We start from the raw sequence: 20,447 nt of genomic DNA on the forward strand, positions 1-20,447 counted from the left end.
TTCCGTCACTGGGTGAAGAGGTGGACGGGGGTGGTTTCGCGGACGTGGAAGACGGCGTCGAACCACTCGCGGAGCGAGCCGTTGGCGAGGTGGTGCTCGGGGTTGGGCGGCGGGCCGATGAAGCGGGTCTTGTGCGCGTCGGAATGCGGGGGCGGGACCAGGTAGAAGGCGTTGGGAAGCTGGTCGAAGGCGGCTTCGGCGAAGTCCGGGGGAGGCGCGGGAACGGGGAAGAGCACATTGCCGTGGTGGAAGGTCAGCCCGATCGACGCGAAGTCCGAGCCGTACCGCTCGCGCAGGTAACCGCCTGCCGTGCTGGAGGTGACGGCGGTGTGGGCCATTCCGCCCCAGTACACGATCTTGTGCCCGGTCCGCTCCTGCCAGGCGATGACGTCATCGGCGAGCTGCCGTTCAAGGCTGCCGGAGCCGGGGCGCGGTGGGTGCGCGATGCGGACGGGGTCGGAGGGGTGCTCCTCGTTGTGAGCGCGAATCCAGCGGACCGTGTCCAGGATTTCCTCTGTGCGCCAAAAGGGACGCGCTCCGGCAAGCAGTTCGCGAGGATCGCCGATCCCCGTGCGCACGTAGTCGTCGAGGTGGACGCTGGTCACGTCATCGCCCTCCAGCGCGAGTGACCGGAAGTCGTGTCGCGAAACGAGTACGCGCAGAACTCGTTGGGAGAAAAGGGAAAGCTCACGCGAAGTGCGGCATGAAGCCCCCAGCGCGACGACCTTCGCATGGCCGACTGCGGCGGCGAGCGGGAGCAGGTCGTCGGGCGCGGCGGCCGGATCGAGGCTGACGGGGTGGGTCATGGCTCCAGGGTTCAACCTCAACGGCGGTTCAGGTCAAGGGCGGGGCAAGATGACTTTCCACCGAGCGGAAGAAGAGTCCTTTCCCAAGCCTCACAAGCGCTTCACGGCGCTGCGAACAGCGTTGAGCGCATGGAACTGAGCAGGAGATCACTCTTGGCGCTGACGGGGGCGATGGCGGTGAGCGGACCGACTGCCCGGGTCGCCACCCGAGCGGCGCTGTTCCGAGGTGTCGGCCAGCCGTTGTCGGTGGAGACGATCCAGCTCGACCCGCCGGGGCCGACGGAGGTTCAAGTGCGGATGGCGGCGGTTGGGCTCTGTCGCACGGACTTGCACGTGCTCCGGGGCGAGCGCCAGGTGGGGATGCAGCCGATGGTGCTGGGGCACGAGGGCGCCGGTGTCGTGGAGGCGGTCGGTGCGACCGTGAGCGGCATCAAGGTCGGCGACCACGTCGTGCTCACGTGGTTGCCCGCGTGCGGAGTGTGCCGGTGGTGCCGCGCGGGAGCCCACCACCGCTGCGTGGAGAGCAGTCGGATCGCGCGCGGCCCGCAGCTCGACGGCACCTACCGCCGGCGTGACTCCGCTGGCCGGGACGTCGGATCGTTCTGCCTGGTCGGAGCCTTCGCGGAGCGGACAGTGGTGGACCAGGCGAGCGTGGTCGTGGTGGACAGGAGCATCCCGTTCGAGGTCGCGGCGCTCGCGGCCTGCGGGGTCCCGGCGGGCGTTGGCGCGGTGAGGAACGCGGCGCGCGTGCGCGGCGGGGAGAGCGTGGTGGTGATCGGCGTCGGCGGCGACGGGATGAACGCCGTGCAGGGCGCGCGGCTGGCGGGCGCGAAGGTGATCATCGCGGTGGACCTGCACGCGTGGAAGCTCGACGCGGCAAGGACTTTCGGCGCCACGCACACCATCCAGGCGGGAGCCGGGGTCGACCTGCCCGCACGGGTGCGCGAGCTGACGGAGGGCATCGGGGCCGACCACGCCTTCGTGTGCGTGGACCCGGCCGCGACCTTGCTCGACGCGAGCCGGGCGACAGCGGTCGGCGGCACGGTGGTGATGACCGGGCTGACCCCGGAAAGCGTTGCCACGACGCCGATCCCACCGATCGAGCTGCTGCGCGGGCAGAAGACGGTGATCGGGTCGGTGTACGGCTCGGCGAGCCAGCGCACGGGCATCCCGGAGGTGCTGCGGCTCTACCGGCAGGGCTCGCTGAAGCTCGGGGAGCTGGTCAGCCGCAGCTACCGGCTCGACGAGATCAACCAGGGCTACGCCGACCTGGCCGCAGGCCGCAACCTGCGCGGCGTCGTGCAACCCGGTTGACGGAGTGAGTGCTCACTCCGCATGCTTGGGGGCATGACACCCACGGAGAACACCCGGCGGAGGGCCCCGGGCATGAGCGTCGAGGAGCGGCGCTCGATGATCGTGCACGCCGTGCTCCCGCTGCTGGTCGAGCACGGCGCGGCGGTCACCACCAGCCAGATCGCCCGCGCGGCCGGGATCGGCGAAGGTACGATCTTCCGCGCCTTCAAGGACAAGGACGAGCTCTTCGACGCCTGCACGGTCGAGGCGCTGCGCCCGGACCACGTGCTCGACGCGATCGCGGAGATCCCGCTCGACCAGCCGCTGGAGAAGCGCCTCGCCGAAGCGGCGGAAGCGCTCGGCGCGCACCTGGAGCGGATGAGCGCGCTGATGGCGGCGCTGCACCCGCTCGGCCGGACGCGCCGATCGCCGATGAAGAGCGGTCGGCGCGAGTCGATGAACGCCATGCGAGAGGCAGTCACGGAGCTGTTCGCGCCGGAGCGGGACCGCCTGCGCCTGCCCGCTGACCAGCTCGCGTCGCTGTTCCTGTCCCTGCTCTTCAGCGGCAAGCGGCTCAGCCTGGAAGCCAGCCCGACCACGAGCCAGGTCATCGACGTCTTTCTCCGCGGCGCAGTGGGGGCCGCATGATGCCGGGTGGCGGCTTCGAGGCCGCGATGCTCGCGAGACGAGGGCGACGGGCTCCCGCGACGGTGCCCGACAGCGGGCTGACCGGCTCCGCGGACATCCCGGAGCCCACACCGCCGGAGCGCCCGAGAGGGGTGCGGTCGCGGCTCGCTCGCATGCGCGCGTCGATCGCGGGAACGGTCAGCGGACTGCCGAAGGTGGCCAGGTTGACCTGGCAGGCGAGCCCGGCGCTGACGATCGTGATCACGTTGGTGACACTGGTTTCCGGCCTGCTCCCGACGGCAACGGCCTACGTCGCCAAGCTGCTGCTGGACTCCGTGGTCGCGGCGATCCAGCACCAGGGGACCACGTCCGGCGTCGTGTGGGTGGCCGTGCTCCAGTTCGGAGTGCTGGGGCTGTCCTCGATCTGCGGGGCGGTCACGATGGTCGCGCAGACGCTGTTGCAGGAGCGGATGACGCTCACCGTGCGGCACCAGGTGATGGGCCACGCGAGCGAGCTGCACCTGGCCTACTTCGAGGGCTCGGAGTCCTACGACACGCTGCGCCAGGCCGCCCAGGAGGCGCCGCGCCGACCGCTGTCGATGATGACATCGGCACTCGGCCTCCTCCGCTCGGCGATCACGTTCAGCAGCATGATCGTGCTGCTGGTGGTGGTCAGCCCGGTGCTCGCGCTGGTCGCGCTGCTGGCGCCGATCCCGGCGTTCATCTCGCAGTCGAAGTACGGCGCGCGCACGTTCTGGCAGACCTTCCTGATGTCGCCGATCAAGCGGCGGATGGACTACCTGTCCTCGTTGGTCACCACGGACACCTACGCCAAGGAGACCAAGCTCTTCGGGCTCGGCGGCTACTTCGTCGACCGCTTCCGCAAGCTCGGTGAGGTCTCCTACGAGCGCCAGCGGAAACTGGCCGTGAAGGGCAGCGTCAGCTCGACCTCATGGGGCCTGCTGAGCACCCTCGCGGGCTCGGTGATGGCCCTCTACATCGCGTTGGAGGCCGTCGCGGGCAGGCTCACGCTGGGCGACCTCGCGCTCTACACCGCCGCCGCGACCGCCGTGCAGACCTCGGTCTCCGGACTGTTCACCGCGTTCTCCGGGATGTACGAGAACAACCTCTACCTCGACACGCTCTACAAGTTCCTCGACACCAGGCCGGAGATCGGGCCGCCCGCGAGGCCGCGCCCGTTTCCATCCACAGTGGACGGTCACATCGAGTTCCGTTCGGTCACCTTCACCTATCCCGGCGCGGTCGAGGCGGCGCTGGACGGCGTGAGCTTCGAGATCCGCCCAGGGGAGAGGGTCGCGGTGGTCGGCCGCAACGGAGCCGGGAAGTCCACGCTGTTCAAGCTGCTGTGCAGGCTCTACGACCCGAACGACGGCGAGATCCTGCTGGACGGCGTGAACATCCGCGAGTACGACCCGGTCGAGCTGCGCGAGCGGATCAGCGCGATGTTCCAGGACTACGTGACCTACCAGGGCACAGCGGCGGAGAACATCGGCCTCGCCGACCTGAACCGTTTGGAGGACAGGGAACACATCGAGCGGTCGGCGCGGCGCGCGGGCACCGCCGAGCGCATCGCCAGGTTGCCGCGCGGGTACGACAGCCCGCTCGGGCGGTGGTTCGACAAGGGCGTGAGCCTGTCCGGCGGCGAGTGGCAGAAGATCGCCCTGGCGCGGGCGTTCCACCGCGAGGCACCGCTGCTCATCCTCGACGAGCCCACCTCGGCGCTCGACGCGCAGGCCGAGCACGAGCTGTTCTCGCGGCTGCGCGAGCTGGCCTCCGGCCGGACGACGCTCTACATCTCGCACCGCTTCTCCACCGTGCGCCAGGCGGAGCGAATCCTGGTGCTGGAGAAGGGGAAGGTCGCGGAGTACGGCACGCACGAGCAGCTGATGGCGGCCGGTGCCGGGTACGCCGAGCTGTTCGACCTGCAAGCGCAGGCCTACCTCGATCAGCGCTGAGCCAGCACGAGTTCGAGCACGTCGATCCCCACCGGCGTGCGGCGGAGGGCGATCCGGTCGGCGGGCAGGACCCACCGGCCGGAGAGCTGCATCGCGACCACGCCCTCGCCCGCTCCGAGCCGGTGTCCCGGCGATCGTGGTCGGCCGAATCGCGCCGACCGCGCGGGGCGTGAAAGCTCGCGTTCGACATCGGTTTACCCGTGCACGACCCAGGAGTTGATCGGTTCGACGAACTGCACACATGTGTGACTGGTCGGAGAAACCGCTGAGTGCGGCGACATTCGCCAGTTTCGTGCGGTTGTGAGCGCGAAGTGCAAGCGAGCGAGCCACCACACCCCGGTCACCTTTTGAGAGCCCAGACGTCCACGGTGGTCACATGTCGATCATCCGCACGAGAAAGGCCCTCCGCCGATTTCCGTCGCGGAGGGCCTTTCGCACGGGGGATCAGCAGCCGCTGCGCACGTACCAGGCGTTGGAGATGAACTTGTCGCCCGGCGCGTTCGGGTCTTCCAGGGCGTGGTCGCCGGGGCCGATGCAGCGCTCAGAGGGGAACATGCCCAGCCAGCGCACCTTGATGGTGACCGCGTCCTTGCCGCAGTGGTTGTACCTGGCGGTGTTGTCCGAGGTGACGTAGAAACCGCACGGGGCGGCGTCCGCGGTCGGTGCGGCGAGCGTCGCGGCTCCCGCCATCGAACCGAGCGCGATGGCGAGTGCGGTGAGGGCCTGTGCGATCTTCATGGGGCCTTCCGTGAAAGACAGGGGGGAAGATGATCATGCGCGGGTGCGCTGGAACCGTAGCGCGACAACGGCGCGCCCCCAATTCCTTCACGGCGCTCTGAATCGCCCGGAAGTGAAGCAACCCCAAGCGTTCTGACATGTCTCTGGAATCGTCAGCGATCGACGGACCATTCCACGTCCTCCGGCGGAGCACCGCTGGCCAGGATGTGGTCGACGACCCGGAGCGCGTCGGCCAGCGGCAGCGTGTCCGCATCGGGATAGGCGTCGTGCTGGCCGTTCTCCAGGACGAATCCGGAACTGGAACCGCTCGCGCCCGGATCGACCGCGTGCTCGCCGGGATCGTCGTCGTCGTTCATCAGCACGACCACCGCCCGCGCGGTGTTGCTGACGAAGGCCAGCGAGCGGCCGGACGAACTCGTGAGCCAGGTTTCGAGCCGCCCGGAGCGCACCAGCTCCGCCAGCGCGCCGGGCCGATGGGCGTTGTCAGCCCTTGACGTAGGCCGCCAAGTGCTTGCCCGTCAACGTTTTCGGGGACGCGATGAGGTCGGCGGGGGTGCCCTCGAAGACGATCTGGCCGCCGTCGTGCCCTGCGCCCGGCCCGAGGTCGATGATCCAGTCCGCGTGCGCCATGACGGCCTGGTGGTGCTCCACGACGATCACGGACTTGCCGGAGTCGACGAGCCGGTCCAGCAGGCCAAGCAGCTGCTCGACGTCGGCGAGGTGCAGGCCGGTCGTGGGCTCGTCCAGGACGTAGATCCCGCCCTTCTCCGCCATGTGCGTCGCCAGCTTGAGCCGCTGCCGCTCACCGCCGGAGAGCGTGGTCAGCGGCTGGCCCAGGCTCAGGTAGCCGAGCCCGACGTCGGCGAGCCGTTCGAGGATGGCGTGCGCGGCCGGGATGCGGGCCTCGCCGGAGCCGAAGAACTCCTCGGCCTCGGCGACCGACATCGACAGCACCTCGCTGATGTTGCGGCCCCCCAAGCAGTATTCGAGCACCGCCGCCTGGAACCGCTTGCCCTCGCACTCCTCGCAGGGGTTGGCGACGGTGGCCATGATCCCCAGGTCCATGTAGACCACGCCCGCGCCGTTGCAGGTGGGGCACGCGCCCTCGGAGTTCGCGCTGAACAGCGCCGGCTTCACGCCGTTGGCCTTGGCGAAGGCCTTGCGGATCGGTTCGAGCAGGCCGGTGTAGGTGGCCGGGTTGCTCCGCCGCGAACCCCGGATCGGGCTCTGGTCGATCGACACGACACCGGCCCCCGATGGCACCGATCCGTGCACGAGCGAGCTCTTGCCGGAGCCCGCGACGCCGGTGATCACGCACAGCACGCCGAGCGGGATGTCGACGTCGACCTTGCGCAGGTTGTGCTTGGTGGCGCCGCGGATCTCCAGCGCGCCGGTGGCCTCGCGCACGGAGTCCTTGATCGACGCGCGGTCGTCGAGGTGGCGGCCGGTGGTGGTGTCGCTGGCCCGCAGGTCCTCCACGGTGCCCTCGAAGCACACGGTCCCGCCGCCGGAACCGGCTCCCGGGCCGAGGTCGACCACGTGGTCGGCGATCGCGATCGCCTCCGGCTTGTGCTCGACCACGAGCACCGTGTTGCCCTTGTTCCTCAGCTGCACCAACAGATCGTTCATCCGCTGGATGTCGTGCGGGTGCAGGCCGATCGTGGGCTCGTCGAAGACGTAGGTGACGTCGGTCAGCGCCGAGCCGAGGTGCCGGATCATCTTGACGCGCTGCGCCTCACCGCCGGAGAGCGTGCCCGCGGGCCGGTCCAGCGAGAGGTAGCCGAGGCCGATCTCCACGAAGGAGTCCAGCGCGTGCAGCAGCTTCTCCAGCAGCGGCGCCACCGACGGCTCCTTGAGCCCGCGCACCCACTCGGCGAGGTCGCTGATCTGCATCGCGCACGCCTGCGCGATGTTGACCTTCTTGATCTTCGACGAGCGGGCCAGCTCGCTGAGCCGGGTGCCGTCGCACTCCGGGCACCTGGTGAAGGTGACCGCGCGCTCGACGAAGGCGCGGATGTGCGGCTGCATCGCCTCCTTGTCCTTGGACAGGAAGGACTTCTGGATCTGCGGCACCAGTCCGAGGTAGGTCAGGTTGATGCCGTCGATCTTGATCTTGGTGGCTTCCTTGTAGACCAGGTCGTGCAGCTGCTTCTTGGTGAACTTCTTGATCGGCTTGTCCGCGTCGAAGTAACCGCAGCCCCGGTAGATGCGCCCGTACCAGCCCTCCATGCTGTAACCCGGGATGGTGATCGCGCCCTCGTTGAGCGACTTGTCCTCGTCGTAGAGCTGGCTGAGGTCGATGTCGTTCACCGAGCCCCGGCCCTCGCAGCGCGGGCACATGCCGCCGACGACGTTGAAGTCCCTGCGCTCCTTGACCTTCTGCCCGGCCTTCTCGAAGGTGACCGCGCCCGCGCCGCTGATCGAGGCCACGTTGAAGGAGAACGCCTGCGGAGAACCGATGTGCGGTTTGCCGATCCGGCTGAAGAGGATGCGCAGCATGGCGTTGGCGTCGGTCGCGGTGCCGACGGTGGAGCGCGGGTCGGCGCCCATCCGCTGCTGGTCCACGATGATCGCGGTGGTCAGCCCTTCGAGCACGTCGACCTCGGGCCTGGCCAGTGAGGGCATGAAGCCCTGGACGAAGGCGCTGTAGGTCTCGTTGATCAGCCGCTGCGACTCCGCCGCGATCGTGCTGAACACCAACGAGCTCTTGCCGGAGCCGGAGACGCCGGTGAACACCGTCAGGCGGCGCTTCGGGATCTCGACGCTCACGTCCTTGAGGTTGTTCACGCGCGCGCCGTGCACGCGGATCAGGTCGTGGCTGTCCGCGAGGTGCAGCTCCGGCTGCGCCTTCTTCTTCGAGGCCATGCTCTTCGTCTCCTGCTGGTGCGCCGTGGCGGAGGGGGTGGGGTCAGCTCTGCTGGATGCGGACGGTGTTGCCAGCGGGGTCGCGCACGGCGCAGTCCCGCACGCCGTAGGGCTGGTCGGCGGGCTCCTGGATGACCTCGGCCTTGTTCGCCACGAGCCGCGCGAAGGCGCCGTCCACGTCGGGCGTCGCCAGCACGATGCCGCCGTAGGTGCCCTTCGCCATCATCTCGGTGATGGTGCGGCGCTCCTCGTCGGTGAGGCCGGGGTCGACGGCGGGCGGGTGCAGCACGATCGACGTGCGCGGCTGACCGGCCGGGCCCACCGTGATCCAGCGCAGGCCGTTGTAGCCGACGTCGTTGCGGACCTCGAAACCGAGCGTGTCGCGGTAGAAGGACAACGCCGCCTCGGGGTCGTCCTGGGGGAGGAAGCTGGCGTGAATGTTCAAATCCATGCCGGTCAGGCTATGTCTGCCCGGGGGAGCGCGCTTCTCGATTCCTGATCGGTCTGGTCACCTGTTTGGCAACGCACGAGGGAATCCCGGCGGTCGCGTCGGCCGCCTGCTGCCGGTAGGCGCTCGGCGGCATCCCCACCAGTTCGGTGAAGCGGGTGCTGAAGGTGCCCAGCGACGAACAGCCCACCTCGAAGCACACCTCGGTGACGCTGAGGTCGCCGCGCCGCAGCAGCGCCATGGCCCGCTCGATGCGCCGCGTCATCAGGTAGCCGTACGGCGATTCCCCGTAGGCGAGCCGGAACTGGCGGCTGAGGTGCCCCGCCGACATGCTCACCCCGCGCGCCAGCGCCTCCACGTCCAGCGGCTTCGCGTACTCGCGGTCGATGCGGTCCTTGACCCGGCGCAGCCGCGCGAGGTCGCGCAGGTGCTGCTCGGGCGTGGGCCTGCTGGTCACACCCGCGATCGTGCCACACGTTCGGCCAGGTCAGCGACCGAACGCGGCCTCGAACACGCCTCGCCCGCCGAGCACCGGAACGCTCACCGCGGTCTGGGCCAGGCTCACCGCGAGGCCCGTGCCCGGCTTGGGGCGCAGCGTGTGCTCGCGGTCGCTGGAGAGCAGCACCAGGCCGAGCGAGTGGTCCGCGGCCAGGACGTAGTCCATCGGCTGCAGCTCGAAGCCCAGCGAGTACCGCTCCCCGGGCTTGACCGGCTCGGTGCGGTCGAGGCGCGTGCGGTTCTGCGGGTCGGCCCAGCCGCGCGTGATCACCTTGGTGGTGCCGTCCGGGGCGCGGTCGACGAGGGCCACGGTCACGTTCGCCGCGGGCCGGTCGAAGGCGATCTTCAGCTCCGCCTTGGCCGTGCCACTGATGCGCACAGCGCGCTTCGCGGCGGGCGTGGTGTAGAGCAGCCGGTTCGCCGGGAGCAGCTGATCGAGCTTCTTCGTGGCGTCGTCGGTCAGCTTCTCCACGCCCGTGCCCGCCGTGAGCCCGAGCGCGCCGCCCTGCTGCGGGCGCACGGAGACGTCAGAGCTGCCCGGAGTGGGCCAGTCGACCTCGTTGACCCACGCACCGTCCTCGCGCTGAATGGTGACGCGGGGTTCCGCTTCGACGTTGTTCCGGTGGTCGAACAGGTAGCGGGTGAACCAGCGGTTGAGCGTCTTCTGCCACTCTTCCTTCCGCCGTGACTCCGGGGACTCGTGATCGCCCTGGTGCCACCAGATCTTCACCGGCACCCTGTTGGCCTTCAATGCGCTGTACCACTGCGCGGCCTGCTTCGTCTTGACGTTCCAGTCCTTCAAGCCGTGCGCGATGAGCGTTGCCGCGTGCACTTTGTCGGCGTTCTTGAGGTAGTCGCGCTCGTCCCAGAACCGGTTGTGGTCGCCAGTTACGCGATCCTGTTGCCGCGTGAGTTCTGCGAGCATCGGCTTGCAGATCTCGCGGTCAGCGCGGCTGTTGACCCGTGTGGCCAACCAGTCGGCGTCCTCGCCCTGATAAGGCGCGGGCGCGATGACTGCACCGTTGGCGCGGTAGTAGTCGTACCAGGTGGAAATCGCCGCGATGGGCACGATCGCCTCAAGGCCCTGCACGCCTGTCGCCGCGACCGCGTTCGGCAGAGTTCCGTTGTAGGACAAGCCCATCATCGCGGTCTTGCCCGTTGTCCACGACGCGATCGAAGGCTTGTTGTCGGCGTCGCGCGCCGGGGTGCGGCCGTTGAGCCAATCCACGACCGAGCGCGCACCGAGGACTTCGCTCCGACCACCGCTGCTCGGACAGCCCGTAGAGTCACCCGTGCCGAGAGAGTCCGCGTACACCAACGCATATCCGCGCGCCAGGTAGTAGGGCTCGTCGGCGTGCACCGGAATGTCGCGGGGACTCGGACCGGAATTCAGGTCCCCGTCCGGGCCGGTGCTTCCTGGGACGTGGAGTTCGACGTCCACGTTGTGCGTCGGAATTCGTTGCCCGCCACCGAAGTACGGACTGATTCGGTAGAGCACCGGCGCTTTCACGCCCTGGTCGGTCGCGCGGTGGCGCACCACGACCGCGCGGATCTCGTCGTCCTTCCCGTCGCGGTCGCTGTCGACGGGAACGCGCACGAACACCGTTTCACGCACGACATCCGCCGGGTCGAACACCGGTTGGGCCTCGCCGTCGGCGAACACCGGTTGCTGCGGTGGAGTCGTTGCCAGCGCGTACGCGCCGGTCAACGGGAACACCGCAAGTGCGGCCAGCAGTACTGTCGCGCGCCTCATTTTCGGAATGCTATTCCGTCCTGCCCTGTTCTGCAGTATTCGGTTCGGCGCTGTCCGAAGTCCTGCATCACTTTACGAGGGCCGCCTCCACCGAGCTGATGATTTTGTTCGCCCATTCCCTCGTCGGCGAGCCGTTGCCCTCGATCTGCAAGTTTCCGCACGGCCGACGCGCCGCTCCTGATGACCGTGAAACCAATGGTCATGCCGCTTTCCTGGTAGTTCTTGCCCTTCAGCGCCAGGCTGGCGTGAGCCTCCTTCTTCGCGATCTGCTCGGCGAGCTTGCCGTGGCCGGACTGGTGTCCCTGGCCGCTGTGCGTCGTGTAGTCGTCAAGCTTCTCGTCGTAGACCCGGGCGTTGTCCAGGATGCTCTTGTCCTCGGGGTGAGATCGACGAGGCTCTTCTGGCGCAACGGGATCTTGCCCCTGGTGAAGGGGAGGACCTTGGCGTGTTCTGGGGCGAGGTCGTAGGTGCTGTCCGCGCTGGCGGGCTGCCGGGTGGCCGTGGTGACCGGGGGAGGGCCTCCGGCGTCCTCCACCGTCGCGGCCGAAACCGTCGTCGTGGTGGTGGTCGTTGTCGTTGTCGTTGTGGCCGCGGGGTTCAGCCTGGTTTTCAGTTCCTTCTTGAGCTTGGCGCTGAGGTCGGTCAACTCCTCGGACTCGTCGTTCCAGCACGAGGTCTTCTCGACGATCTCCTGCCAATCCGAGTCGGAGAGGCCCAGCTCGTCCTTGTCGACCTTGATCGTCACTGGTCCGCACCTTCCCCTGCGAGCACCTTCTCGAATTCCGACGGCGGGAAACCCCACTGCTCGAAGATCGTGCACGCCGTCTCGGCGTCACCGTTGGCGTGGTGCACCGTCGCCAGGTTCCACGCGATTTCCATCAGCGCCTCACGGCTCTGCTCGAAGAACTCCCGCGTCGGCGCGTCGTTGAGGATGTTGGTCCAGATCTGGATCGCGGTCTCGAAGTCGCCGTTCTGCGCGGCGTCGAATCCCATGACCTGGTGGTCCAGCAACTGCTTGTGATACGCCAGCGTCTCCGAGTCCGCCACGGTTGCGCCCTCCTGTGCCCATGACCGTCCACGTCGACGGTAAGCAGCCAGGGCGTTTCAGCGGTGACCGAAAAGGCAGTCATCCGGACAGTGGGGTTTCCCCCAGTACGAGCTCGGGGGTGCGCCTGATTTTCTTGGACCCGGCGCGCGGACAGGCTGACCACATGGTGATTTCTCGCTCCCGTCGCGGCTTCGTCAAGCTGGCCGCCGCCGCTGTCGCCTTTCTCGGCATCGCGGGCTGCACACCCGCCGCCGAGCCGCCTCGGATCACGCCCCTGCGCATCACCACCGCCGCCGGAACCTTCGACGCCGTCGCGGCCGGACCGCAAGACGGCCGGAAAGTGCTTCTGCTGCACGGCTTTCCCGAACTCGGCATCGAGTGGGAGCACCAGCTCCTCGCTCTCGCCGCCGCCGGGTACCGCGCCGTCGCGCCCGACCAGCGCGGCTACTCGCCCGGCGTGCGGCCGGCCGGCGTCGAGAACTACCGGCTGGACCTCGCCGTCGGTGACGTCGTGGCGATGGCCGATTCCCTTGGCTGGAAGCAGTTCGACCTCGTCGGCCACGACTGGGGAGCCGCCGTCTCCTGGATCGCCGCCGCGCGGCACCCGAGCCGAATCCGTTCGCTGACCGCCGTCTCCGTGCCGCACCTGGGCGCGTTCGCCGAGGCGCTGCGAACCGATCCCGCGCAGCAGGGTGCTTCCAAGTACATGGACATGTTCCGGCAGCCCACCCCGATCCCCGAGGACAAGATCCTCGCGTCGGGGCCCGCCAAGCTGCCCGGTGTCTCACCCGAGAAGAGCGCCGAGTACTTCCGGCGGCTCTCGCAGCCGGGTGCCCTGACCGCCGCGCTGAACTGGTACCGCGCCAACGACTTCCGGGGCTACGAGCAGCGCGTCGCCGTGCCGACCCTCTTCATCGCGAGCACCAAGGACGCCATGGTCGCGCCCTCCGGCGTCCAGGCGACGAAGAACTGGGTCACCGGCCCCTACCGGATGGAGAACCTGGAAGGCATCGGCCACAACATCCCCGAGGAAGCCCCCGCCGTCACCAGCTCGCTGCTCCTCGCGCACCTGGCTTCTGTGCCAGCCGCTTAGCGCGGTACTCGCTCAGCACCTGCCGCACGAACGGCGTGATCTGGATGCCGTCGAGCTCGTCGAAGGAGAAGAACCTCAGCTCCTGGCCCTCCGCCAGCGTGAACGCGGTCGACGGCAACGTGGTGCTGGTGGTGAACACCGACACCAGGTGCCGGTGACCGCCCCGATCGATCACCGAGCAGAAGTGCTCGAACTCACCGAACTGCTCGACCGCCGAACCGATCTCCTCGGCCAGTTCCCGCCGCGCCGTCACCACCGGCGACTCACCGGGCTCCGCCGCGCCGCCGAGGATCGCCCAGTGGTTCGGGTACAGGATCTCGGGCTTGTCGTCACGCAGGTTGAGCAGAACCCGGCCGGTCCCGTCCAGCACCATCGTCATGGACGCGCGCCCGGCGAACTCGCCGCGCTCCACCTCGGCGCGGTCCAGCTCCGTGAGGTATCCGGCGGTGCTCAGCTCGCTCATGGCGGCCACCCTGCCACGACCACAGAACGTGAAAGTTCGAACACGAACCGGGGAAGTTCTGAACCGGGACCGCTGCGGCCTGAAAAGATCAAGCCCTGACCAGCTGATGCTGGTCAGGGCTTGTTTCCGCTGGTGCCCCTGGCAGGAATCGAACCTGCGACACACGGTTTAGGAAACCGATGCTCTATCCCCTGAGCTACAGAGGCGCGGGAACGGCTAGATCATACGACCCACCGCCAAGCCAGTTGGCGGGTGGGCCGCTTCGACGGGCCTGATGGGGCGGCGTTGACCGTACCGCGCGCATCGCCGCACAGTTGGGAAAGACTCTTTCCGAACTGCGGAGGTTCCCGATGGAGAGCGAACTGTCCCGCCGCGCCCTGCTCCGCGGTGTCGTCGGTGCCGGCCTGGTCGTGGGCGCCGGGCTGCACACCGCGACGCCCGCGCTGGCCGTCCCCGCGCCGAGCGTGGTGAGCTGCGCCGACTGGAGCGCGCGGCCCGCGAGGTCGACGCCGCAGTTGCTGGGCCACAAGCCGACGGTGCTGACCGTGCACCAGACGGAGAGCCCGAACTCGACGGACTACAGCAAGGCGCACGCGTACTCACTGGCCCGCTCGGTGCAGAACCACCACATGAACAACAACGGGTGGATCGACAGCGGGCAGCAGTTCACGATCAGCCGGGGCGGCCACGTCCTTGAGGGGCGGCACCGCAGCCTGGCCGCGCTCAAAGGCGGCAAACAGCACGTTCTCGGCGCGCACGTGGGCGGGCACAACACCACGCACATCGGCATCGAGAACGAGGGGACCTACCACACGGCGACGCCGCCGGAGCAGCTGTGGACCTCGCTGGTGGCGATGTGCGCCTACATCTGCCAGCAGTACGGGATCAAGGTCGTCAACATCAGGGGGCACCGGGACTACAACTCGACTGACTGCCCTGGCAACAAGCTTTACAGCATGTTGCCAAAGCTGAGGCAGGACGTGTCCAAGCTGCTGCGCTGAGGGTTGAGGCTCATCGCCGGTAACCCTCCGTTCACCGCTCTTCCCCGACTGGGTGTCGCGCCGGAGCCCCTGACGTGGTGAGATAACCGGACCGTAACGCCGGTGGGTGATACTGCCCTCCGGTACATGCCCGTGAACACGACGCGTCAGTCGGGGAGGCGTCCGTGATCAAAGTTCTGTTGGTCGATGACGAGGACCTTGTTCGATCCGGTCTTCGAATGATCTTGTCGAGTGCTGGTGACATCGAGGTTGTCGGAGAGTGTGACGACGGTTGCCTCGTGGTGGACCGGGTGCGGCAACTTCGCCCGCACGTGGTCCTGCTGGACATCCGGATGCGCACGACGGACGGCCTGTCCGCCCTGCGACGGCTGCGCGCGCTGCCGGACCCGCCACGGGTCGCGATGCTCACCACCTTCGACATCGACGAGTACGTCAGCGAGGCCCTGCGCCTCGGTGCCAGCGGTTTCCTGCTGAAGGACACCGAACCCGCCCAGCTCGTCCGGGCGGTGCGCGACGTCGCGCGCGGCGGAGCGGTGCTCGATCCCGGGGTGGCCGCGCGCGTGCTCGCGGCGGTCGCGAACGGGGAGCGGGCTGCCGAGCCGGCTCGGACGTTGCTCGGGTCCCTGTCCGAGCGCGAGCGGGAGGTGCTCGCGCTCATCGGGCAGGGCATGTCCAACGCCGAGATCGGCGGTGCCCTGCACCTGTCCGAGGCGACGGTGAAGGGCTACGTGTCCTCGGTGCTCGGCAAGATAGGAGCCGTGAACCGGGTGCAGGCGGCCCTGGTCGCCTACCGCGGTGGGCTGATCGCCTGATCGGGTGACCCGTCGGTCTGGCTACTCCAGGCCGACGGGCTGCTCCGGCGCCAGCAGGGTCCCGTCCACTCCGCCCTCTGCGGAGGGGTGGACCTCCACGCGGTTCCTGCCGTGGCGTTTCGCCCGGTAGAGCGCGATGTCGGCGGCCGCGAAGAGCTGGTCCAGCTTGGCCGGACCGGCGGCGACGCCGATGCTCACGGTCGGGCGCCTGATGTTGCCCAGCACCATCGACCAGTCGTGGTCGTCCACGGCCGCGCGGATGCGCTCGGCCACCACCGGGCCGACGTTGTGCCGGTCCTCGGTGGCGTCGACGAGCAGCACGACGAACTCGTCGCCGGCCCATCGCGCCACCAGGTCGTCAGTGCGGCACTCGCGGCGCAGCAGCTGGGCGATCTCGCGCAGCGCCGCGTCCCCCGCGGCGTGCCCGGCGTCGTCGTTGACGCCCTTGAACCAGTCCACGTCGACCAGCACCAGCCACGGCATCCGTCCGCGCGCGGCGGTCCGCTCCAGCAGCTGCGGCGCGGCGCGCTCCAGGCCGAGCCGGTTCGCCAGCCCCGTCAGCGGGTCCCGCGCGGCGGCCTCCTGCGCCGCCATCGCCAGCCGCTGGGCCTGCACGGCGAGTCTGCGCTGCTCCAGCGCCTGGCCAAGGCCCTCCTGCAACGTCTCCACGGCCTTGCGGCTGGAGGTGAGGCTCCTGCGCAGCGCCTCCGCCTCGCCGACCGCGTCGCCGAGGGAGTTGCAGACGTCGGCGAGGTCCAGCGAGAACCGGAACAGCAGCGACGTGTCGTTGATCTTCTCCGCCTCCGCCACGGCCCGCGCGGCCAGCGTGCGCGCCTCCGCGAGGTCGCCGCGTGCGCGCTGCACCATGGCGAGCACCCAGTGGCTGACCGCCTGGCCCCACCAGTCCTCGGCGCCGCGGGCCAGCTCTCCGGCCTGCTTCGCGGTCTTCTCGGCCTGGTCCAGCTCGCCGATACCGGCGAGGGAGCGCGAGTAGGCGCCGAGCAGCGCGCGGTGCACGTAGCCCTCGCTGATCAGCTCAAGGCCCTGCTCCAGCAGCACGGCCGCCTCGCCGAAGATCTGCCGGGCCGTCTCCTCGGGCGCGTCGACCGCGCGGAAGTTGAGCGTGCCGCCCAGCCGCTGCAGGCAGTGGGCAAGCGTTTGGGCGTCGCCGGAGTCCCTGGCCACCTGTACCGACAGCCGCGTCATGTCCAGCGCGGCGCGGCGGTGGCCGATGCCGTCGAGCAGGTAGCCCAGCATGCCGATGGTCTGCGCGGCCGCCGCGCCGACGGGGCGCTCGGAGTCCAGCTCCGTCCAGCCCTCGGCGGCGAGTTCGAGCGCGAGCGGGATGCGGCCGAGCCGCCACGCCACCACGGCCCGGTAGACCAGCACGGTCGCCCTGCGCCAGCGGTCCCCGCCGGAGGCGGGGGTGCGCGAGACCACGTCGTCGAACAGGGTGTTGGCCTCGACCACGCGGCCGGAGTCCAGCAGCGACCGGACCTCGCGGTCCTGCCGCGGGATCTGTCCCGCCGCCATCGGCTCGTCGTGATCCACGTCGTGATCCACCACGCCTCGGCATCCCCTGACCCCGGCTGACCGCGCCGTCCTTGCCCTCACCAGGCGCGATCTGCCGACAGGCTACCTTTTCCGTCGCTGCCCGTACCGCTCGTGGTGCACAACGTCATGAAGAGGTAGCCGACTGCGCCACCCGTGTCGCTCCAGATCAGGCGTGTCAGCGAGCCGTTCGACCGGGCCGAGGCACAACCACGCGACCGGGCGCACGCCCTGCGGGACGCCGAGAAGTCTGCGCAGGAAGTCCTCGCGGTAGAAGCTCACCCAGCCCACGCCCAGGCCCTCCGCGGTCGCGGCCAGCCACAGGTTCTGGATCGCCAGGCAGACCGAGAACAGCCCGGCGTCGGCGATGGCGTGCCTGCCGAGCACGGCGGGGGAGCCCCGGTCGGCGTCGTAGGTCACCACGACGCCGACGGTGGACTCCAGCACGCCCTCGACCTTGATCCGCGAGAACGTCTCCGCGCGCTCGCCCTCCAGCGACGCCGCGAAGACGCTGCGCTCCGCCCGAACGTGGTCGCGGAAGGACCTGCGGGTGTCGCGGTCGCTGACGAGCACGAAGTCCCACGGCTGCGAGAGCCCGACGCTGGGGGCGGCGTGGGCCGCCCCCAGGACGCGGTCGAGCACGTCATCGGCGATCGGCTCGCCGGTGAACTCGCCGCGCACGTCGCGGCGCCGGAACAGCACGTCGTAGAACTCGGCGACTTCGGTCGGTGCGGCCACTTCGACGACGCTACTAGCGCTTGCCGTAGGGCAGCAGCGCCATCTCGCGGGCGTTCTTGATCGCCTTGGCCACCTCGCGCTGCTGCTGCGGCGTGAGCCCGGTGACCCTGCGGGAACGGATCTTGCCCCGGTCGGAGACGAACGTCCGCAGCAGCGTCGCGTCCTTCCAGTCGGCCCGCTCCACGCCCGCGGACTTGAGCAGGTTGCGCTTCTTCTTGCCGGTGAACCTGGTCATGGCCTCACCAGCTCGACTTGCTGACGCCGGGCAGTTCGCCCGCGTGAGCCATCGAGCGCAGCCGCACCCGGGACAGGCCGAAGGCGCGGAAGTACGCGCGCGGCCTGCCGTCGACGGCGTCGCGGTTGCGGACCCTGGTCGCGCTCGCGTCGCGCGGCTGGCGCCGCAGCTCCAGCTGCGCCGCCGCGCGCTCGGCGTCGGAGGACTTCGGCGAGCGCAGGACCTCCTTCAGCTCGGCGCGGCGCTCGGCGTAGCGGGCGACGACGAGCTTGCGCTGCTCGTTCTTGGCGATCTTGGACTTCTTGGCCATCTCAGCGCTCCTCCTTGAACTCGACGTGCCTGCGCACGATCGGGTCGTACTTGGTGAGCCGCATGCGGTCCGGGTCGTTGCGCCGGTTCTTGCGGGTCACGTACGTGTAGCCGGTGCCAGCGGTCGAGCGGAGCTTGATGATCGGCCGGACCTCGTTGCGCGCCATCAGACCTTCTCCCCGCGCGCGCGGATCTCGGCGACCACCGACTCCACGCCGCGCTTGTCGATCGTCTTGATGCCCTTGGCGGAGACCCGCAGCGTGATCCACCGGTTCTCGCTGCCCAGCCAGTAGCGCCTGCGCTGGATGTTGGGGTTCCACCGGCGCGAGGTCCGCACGTGGGAGTGCGAGACCTGCTTGCCGAAGCCGGGTTCGCGACCGGTCACCTGACACCTGGCGGACACGGGTCCTCCTCGGGAATGAAAACGATACCGATTTTCGTTAAGGCGGGAGCCAGGGTAGCGTGACCGTCGCTGAAAGTGGAAATCGTTGTCAACAAGGAGGCCGACGTGACTGATCAGCGCGTGCCGGTGGTGCTGCTCTCCGGCCTCGCCGCCGACGCGGTCGCCGAGGTCGCCCGCCACGCCGCCGAGGACCCGACGACCGCGGTGCTGCACCACGACCTCCGCGAGGTGGTCCAGGGCGTGGTGCGGCGGACGCTGACCCACGGCTCGTACCAGGCGACCGCGGTGCTCGAACTGGCGCACGGCTGCGTCTCCTGCACGCTCCGCCAGGACCTGCTGCCCGTCGCGCTCCGGCTGGCCGAAGCGCCCGACGTGCGCCGGATCGTGCTGCACCTGGACCCGGCGATGGAGCCCGAGGCGGTCTGCTGGGCGCTGCACCACGTGGTCGTCGACGGCCGCGTGGCCACCGAGCGCCTGCGCGTCGACGCGGTGGTCAGCACCGTGGACGCCGCGACGTGGTTCGCGGACGCGATCGGCGAGGAGTCGCTGTTCGAGCGGGGCATGAGCGCGAGCGCCGACGATGAGCGCACGATCGCCCAAGTCGTTGTGGCCCAGGTGGAATTCGCCGACGCGGTCGTGGTGGCGGGGGAGGCCCCGGACGCGTGGACGGCGGCGCGGACCGGCGCCGTGCTCGACCGGCTCGCGCCCGAGCTGCCGCGCGCCGACCTGGCCGGCCTCGACCTCGACGCACTGGTCGCGGCCGTCCCGGCGCGGGCGCGCAAGGGCGAGGTCGGTGACGCGCACGAGCCGCTGCTGCGCGGTCAGCCGCCGTTGGAGCCGGACTGCGGGATCTCCGTGGTGCTCTTCGACGAGCGCAGGCCGTTCCACCCCGGGCGACTGCACGACGCGCTCGACGTGCTGCTGGAAGGCGTTGTGCGGACGCGCGGGCGCCTCTGGGTGGCGAGCCAGCCGGACGCCGCGCTCTGGGTGGAGTCGGCGGGCGGCGGGCTCCGCATCGCGCACGCCGGGCCGTGGCTGGCGACCACGGAGGACTGGTCCGAAGTGGACTCCGAGCGCGTCGCGATGGCCTCGCTGCGCTGGGACCCCTACTACGGCGACCGCGAACAGCAGCTGGTCGTGATCACGCACCTGGCTTCGCCGGAGGAGATCACCTCAGCGTTGCGCGAGGCCTTGCTGACCGACGCCGAACTGGCTTCGGGGGCCGACGTGTGGCGGACCTACGAGGACCCGTTCGGCGAGTGGCACACAGATCCCTGCGAGGACTCGGGCGACCGGGACTCCGCACTGCGAACAGGAAGGGAAGAAGGATGAAGACCGGAATCCACCCCGAGTACCACCCGGTGGTCTTCAAGGACTCCTCGACGGGCACGGCGTTCCTGACCCGCTCGACGGCGACCTCCGAGAAGACCGTGGAGTGGGAGGACGGCAACACCTACCCGTTGATCGTCGTCGACGTCACCAGCGACTCGCATCCGTTCTGGACGGGCAACCAGCGCTTGGTCGACACCGCGGGCCGGGTGGAGAAGTTCCACCGTCGCTACGGCAGGAGGAACTGATGGCCGTCCCCAAGCGGCGCATGTCGCGCAGCAACACCCGCAGCCGCCGGTCCCAGTGGAAGGCCGCGCCCGTGCCGCTCGTCCCCATCACCGTGGACGGCCGCCAGCTGCTCGTCCCACCCCACTTGGTCCAAGCGTTCCGCCGCGGCTACGCCTCCTGAGTGATGGCGCGTGTTGGCCTTACGTGCTGAATGAGTCATTGAGGGCGCTCAA

General features: G+C 69.4%; 25 protein-coding genes and 1 tRNA gene. 9 read left to right on the forward strand and 17 right to left on the reverse strand.

The features are described from left to right. Positions 1 to 5 precede the first annotated feature (5 nt). Positions 6 to 806 (reverse strand): erythromycin esterase family protein, encoded by an 801-nt coding sequence (locus tag CCN37_RS08190; protein WP_086820075.1) that lies wholly within the window; start codon positions 804 to 806, stop codon positions 6 to 8. Between the two features lie 129 nt (positions 807 to 935). Here CCN37_RS08190 and CCN37_RS08195 point away from each other — a divergent pair, with 129 nt between their 5' ends. The 3 genes from CCN37_RS08195 to CCN37_RS08205 all read left to right on the forward strand — a co-directional run bounded on the left by CCN37_RS08195 (position 936) and on the right by CCN37_RS08205 (position 4,702). After that, positions 936 to 2,120, forward strand: coding sequence for a Zn-dependent alcohol dehydrogenase (locus tag CCN37_RS08195; RefSeq protein ID WP_210407922.1), 1,185 nt, complete (start codon positions 936 to 938; stop codon positions 2,118 to 2,120). A 72-nt stretch (positions 2,121 to 2,192) separates the two neighbouring features. Further along, complete coding sequence (locus tag CCN37_RS08200) at positions 2,193 to 2,747, forward strand: TetR/AcrR family transcriptional regulator (protein WP_086820077.1); 555 nt, start codon at positions 2,193 to 2,195, stop codon at positions 2,745 to 2,747. 26 nt (positions 2,748 to 2,773) lie between these two features. After that, positions 2,774 to 4,702: an ABC transporter ATP-binding protein gene (locus CCN37_RS08205; RefSeq protein ID WP_086820143.1), complete on the forward strand. Its 1,929-nt coding sequence runs from the start codon at positions 2,774 to 2,776 to the stop codon at positions 4,700 to 4,702. Positions 4,703 to 5,146: 444 nt separating this feature from the next. Here the strand turns inward: CCN37_RS08205 and CCN37_RS08210 are convergent, their stop codons facing one another. The 8 genes from CCN37_RS08210 to CCN37_RS08245 all read right to left on the reverse strand — a co-directional run bounded on the left by CCN37_RS08210 (position 5,147) and on the right by CCN37_RS08245 (position 12,051). Next, on the reverse strand, positions 5,147 to 5,440 hold the full coding sequence (locus CCN37_RS08210) for a DUF6355 family natural product biosynthesis protein (protein WP_086820078.1): 294 nt from the start codon (positions 5,438 to 5,440) through the stop codon (positions 5,147 to 5,149). Between the two features lie 152 nt (positions 5,441 to 5,592). After that, entirely contained in the window at positions 5,593 to 5,889 is a 297-nt protein-coding gene (locus CCN37_RS08215) for an Imm1 family immunity protein (RefSeq protein WP_210407924.1), read from the reverse strand. Positions 5,890 to 5,923: 34 nt separating this feature from the next. Further along, a complete protein-coding gene (locus tag CCN37_RS08220) occupies positions 5,924 to 8,305 on the reverse strand; it encodes an excinuclease ABC subunit UvrA (RefSeq protein ID WP_086820080.1) in 2,382 nt (793 codons plus the stop codon). A 43-nt stretch (positions 8,306 to 8,348) separates the two neighbouring features. After that, entirely contained in the window at positions 8,349 to 8,756 is a 408-nt protein-coding gene (locus CCN37_RS08225; protein WP_086820081.1) for a VOC family protein, read from the reverse strand. A 10-nt stretch (positions 8,757 to 8,766) separates the two neighbouring features. Further along, the gene (locus tag CCN37_RS08230; protein WP_086820082.1) at positions 8,767 to 9,210 is read right to left on the reverse strand and encodes a helix-turn-helix transcriptional regulator; all 444 of its coding nucleotides are present in this window, start codon (positions 9,208 to 9,210) and stop codon (positions 8,767 to 8,769) included. A 30-nt stretch (positions 9,211 to 9,240) separates the two neighbouring features. Continuing rightward, positions 9,241 to 11,004: a Xaa-Pro dipeptidyl-peptidase gene (locus CCN37_RS08235; RefSeq protein WP_086820083.1), complete on the reverse strand. Its 1,764-nt coding sequence runs from the start codon at positions 11,002 to 11,004 to the stop codon at positions 9,241 to 9,243. A 229-nt stretch (positions 11,005 to 11,233) separates the two neighbouring features. After that, positions 11,234 to 11,749, reverse strand: coding sequence for a hypothetical protein (locus tag CCN37_RS08240; protein WP_086820084.1), 516 nt, complete (start codon positions 11,747 to 11,749; stop codon positions 11,234 to 11,236). Continuing rightward, positions 11,746 to 12,051, reverse strand: coding sequence for a tol-pal system YbgF family protein (locus CCN37_RS08245; RefSeq protein ID WP_086820085.1), 306 nt, complete (start codon positions 12,049 to 12,051; stop codon positions 11,746 to 11,748). The genes CCN37_RS08240 and CCN37_RS08245 overlap by 4 nt, the downstream gene beginning before the upstream one ends. Positions 12,052 to 12,215: 164 nt before the next feature. Here CCN37_RS08245 and CCN37_RS08250 point away from each other — a divergent pair, with 164 nt between their 5' ends. After that, on the forward strand, positions 12,216 to 13,145 hold the full coding sequence (locus tag CCN37_RS08250) for an alpha/beta fold hydrolase (RefSeq protein ID WP_168200572.1): 930 nt from the start codon (positions 12,216 to 12,218) through the stop codon (positions 13,143 to 13,145). Here the strand turns inward: CCN37_RS08250 and CCN37_RS08255 are convergent. Both CCN37_RS08255 and CCN37_RS08260 read right to left on the reverse strand, forming a co-directional pair. Further along, positions 13,096 to 13,608 carry an NUDIX domain-containing protein gene (locus tag CCN37_RS08255; RefSeq protein WP_143261493.1) on the reverse strand — a complete coding sequence of 171 codons (513 nt, stop codon included), beginning with the start codon at positions 13,606 to 13,608 and terminating at the stop codon, positions 13,096 to 13,098. The two genes, CCN37_RS08250 and CCN37_RS08255, sit on opposite strands and share 50 nt — an antisense overlap. A gap of 130 nt (positions 13,609 to 13,738) precedes the next feature. Then, positions 13,739 to 13,814 (reverse strand) — tRNA-Arg (locus tag CCN37_RS08260). Positions 13,815 to 13,958: 144 nt separating this feature from the next. On the opposite strand from CCN37_RS08260, the gene CCN37_RS08265 reads away from it, so the two are divergent. Next, positions 13,959 to 14,609 carry a peptidoglycan recognition family protein gene (locus CCN37_RS08265; protein ID WP_086820087.1) on the forward strand — a complete coding sequence of 217 codons (651 nt, stop codon included), beginning with the start codon at positions 13,959 to 13,961 and terminating at the stop codon, positions 14,607 to 14,609. A 164-nt stretch (positions 14,610 to 14,773) separates the two neighbouring features. Next, positions 14,774 to 15,421: a response regulator transcription factor gene (locus tag CCN37_RS08270; protein WP_030427006.1), complete on the forward strand. Its 648-nt coding sequence runs from the start codon at positions 14,774 to 14,776 to the stop codon at positions 15,419 to 15,421. Positions 15,422 to 15,442: 21 nt separating this feature from the next. On the opposite strand, the gene CCN37_RS08275 is transcribed toward CCN37_RS08270, so the two are convergent. The 6 genes from CCN37_RS08275 to rpmB form a co-directional block, all read right to left on the reverse strand. Further along, positions 15,443 to 16,972: a diguanylate cyclase gene (locus CCN37_RS08275; protein ID WP_246842887.1), complete on the reverse strand. Its 1,530-nt coding sequence runs from the start codon at positions 16,970 to 16,972 to the stop codon at positions 15,443 to 15,445. An 84-nt stretch (positions 16,973 to 17,056) separates the two neighbouring features. After that, positions 17,057 to 17,710, reverse strand: a complete 654-nt coding sequence (gene bluB, locus CCN37_RS08280; RefSeq protein WP_086820088.1) for a 5,6-dimethylbenzimidazole synthase — start codon at positions 17,708 to 17,710, stop codon at positions 17,057 to 17,059. Positions 17,711 to 17,723: 13 nt separating this feature from the next. Next, a complete protein-coding gene (gene rpsR, locus CCN37_RS08285; protein ID WP_086820089.1) occupies positions 17,724 to 17,945 on the reverse strand; it encodes a 30S ribosomal protein S18 in 222 nt (73 codons plus the stop codon). 4 nt (positions 17,946 to 17,949) lie between these two features. Beyond that, positions 17,950 to 18,255 (reverse strand): 30S ribosomal protein S14, encoded by a 306-nt coding sequence (rpsN, locus tag CCN37_RS08290; protein ID WP_086820090.1) that lies wholly within the window; start codon positions 18,253 to 18,255, stop codon positions 17,950 to 17,952. Position 18,256: 1 nt separating this feature from the next. Next, positions 18,257 to 18,421 (reverse strand): 50S ribosomal protein L33, encoded by a 165-nt coding sequence (gene rpmG, locus CCN37_RS08295; RefSeq protein WP_086820091.1) that lies wholly within the window; start codon positions 18,419 to 18,421, stop codon positions 18,257 to 18,259. Next, the gene (rpmB, locus tag CCN37_RS08300) at positions 18,421 to 18,657 is read right to left on the reverse strand and encodes a 50S ribosomal protein L28 (RefSeq protein ID WP_086820092.1); all 237 of its coding nucleotides are present in this window, start codon (positions 18,655 to 18,657) and stop codon (positions 18,421 to 18,423) included. Before rpmB ends, rpmG begins: the two co-directional genes overlap by 1 nt. A 105-nt stretch (positions 18,658 to 18,762) precedes the next feature. On the opposite strand from rpmB, the gene mrf reads away from it, so the two are divergent. From mrf to rpmF, 3 genes are read left to right on the forward strand one after another with little or no spacing between them, the layout of a single operon-like run. Beyond that, positions 18,763 to 19,989, forward strand: coding sequence for a ribosome hibernation factor-recruiting GTPase MRF (gene mrf / locus CCN37_RS08305; RefSeq protein ID WP_086820146.1), 1,227 nt, complete (start codon positions 18,763 to 18,765; stop codon positions 19,987 to 19,989). Next, entirely contained in the window at positions 19,986 to 20,234 is a 249-nt protein-coding gene (locus CCN37_RS08310; protein WP_086820093.1) for a type B 50S ribosomal protein L31, read from the forward strand. The genes mrf and CCN37_RS08310 overlap by 4 nt, the downstream gene beginning before the upstream one ends. Continuing rightward, on the forward strand, positions 20,234 to 20,395 hold the full coding sequence (gene rpmF / locus CCN37_RS08315) for a 50S ribosomal protein L32 (RefSeq protein WP_086820094.1): 162 nt from the start codon (positions 20,234 to 20,236) through the stop codon (positions 20,393 to 20,395). The genes CCN37_RS08310 and rpmF overlap by 1 nt, the downstream gene beginning before the upstream one ends. Positions 20,396 to 20,447: the final 52 nt, after the last annotated feature.

The sequence above is a fragment of the Allokutzneria sp. NRRL B-24872 genome (assembly GCF_002155965.1).
In the GTDB taxonomy this organism is placed as follows: Bacteria; Actinomycetota; Actinomycetes; order Mycobacteriales; family Pseudonocardiaceae; genus Allokutzneria.

Bases quoted from the DNA above. Each gene is read 5' to 3' on its own strand.
- CCN37_RS08190 (WP_086820075.1), bottom strand. From the start codon at position 806: ATGACCCACCCCGTCAGCCTCGATCCGGCCGCCGCGCCCGACGACCTG.
- CCN37_RS08195 (WP_210407922.1), top strand. From the start codon at position 936: ATGGAACTGAGCAGGAGATCACTCTTGGCGCTGACGGGGGCGATGGCG.
- CCN37_RS08200 (WP_086820077.1), top strand. From the start codon at position 2,193: ATGAGCGTCGAGGAGCGGCGCTCGATGATCGTGCACGCCGTGCTCCCG.
- CCN37_RS08205 (WP_086820143.1), top strand. From the start codon at position 2,774: ATGCTCGCGAGACGAGGGCGACGGGCTCCCGCGACGGTGCCCGACAGC.
- CCN37_RS08210 (WP_086820078.1), bottom strand. From the start codon at position 5,440: ATGAAGATCGCACAGGCCCTCACCGCACTCGCCATCGCGCTCGGTTCG.
- CCN37_RS08220 (WP_086820080.1), bottom strand. From the start codon at position 8,305: ATGGCCTCGAAGAAGAAGGCGCAGCCGGAGCTGCACCTCGCGGACAGC.
- CCN37_RS08225 (WP_086820081.1), bottom strand. From the start codon at position 8,756: ATGGATTTGAACATTCACGCCAGCTTCCTCCCCCAGGACGACCCCGAG.
- CCN37_RS08235 (WP_086820083.1), bottom strand. From the start codon at position 11,004: ATGAGGCGCGCGACAGTACTGCTGGCCGCACTTGCGGTGTTCCCGTTG.
- CCN37_RS08250 (WP_168200572.1), top strand. From the start codon at position 12,216: ATGGTGATTTCTCGCTCCCGTCGCGGCTTCGTCAAGCTGGCCGCCGCC.
- CCN37_RS08255 (WP_143261493.1), bottom strand. From the start codon at position 13,608: ATGAGCGAGCTGAGCACCGCCGGATACCTCACGGAGCTGGACCGCGCC.
- CCN37_RS08265 (WP_086820087.1), top strand. From the start codon at position 13,959: ATGGAGAGCGAACTGTCCCGCCGCGCCCTGCTCCGCGGTGTCGTCGGT.
- rpsR (WP_086820089.1), bottom strand. From the start codon at position 17,945: ATGACCAGGTTCACCGGCAAGAAGAAGCGCAACCTGCTCAAGTCCGCG.
- rpsN (WP_086820090.1), bottom strand. From the start codon at position 18,255: ATGGCCAAGAAGTCCAAGATCGCCAAGAACGAGCAGCGCAAGCTCGTC.
- rpmG (WP_086820091.1), bottom strand. From the start codon at position 18,421: ATGGCGCGCAACGAGGTCCGGCCGATCATCAAGCTCCGCTCGACCGCT.
- CCN37_RS08310 (WP_086820093.1), top strand. From the start codon at position 19,986: ATGAAGACCGGAATCCACCCCGAGTACCACCCGGTGGTCTTCAAGGAC.
- rpmF (WP_086820094.1), top strand. From the start codon at position 20,234: ATGGCCGTCCCCAAGCGGCGCATGTCGCGCAGCAACACCCGCAGCCGC.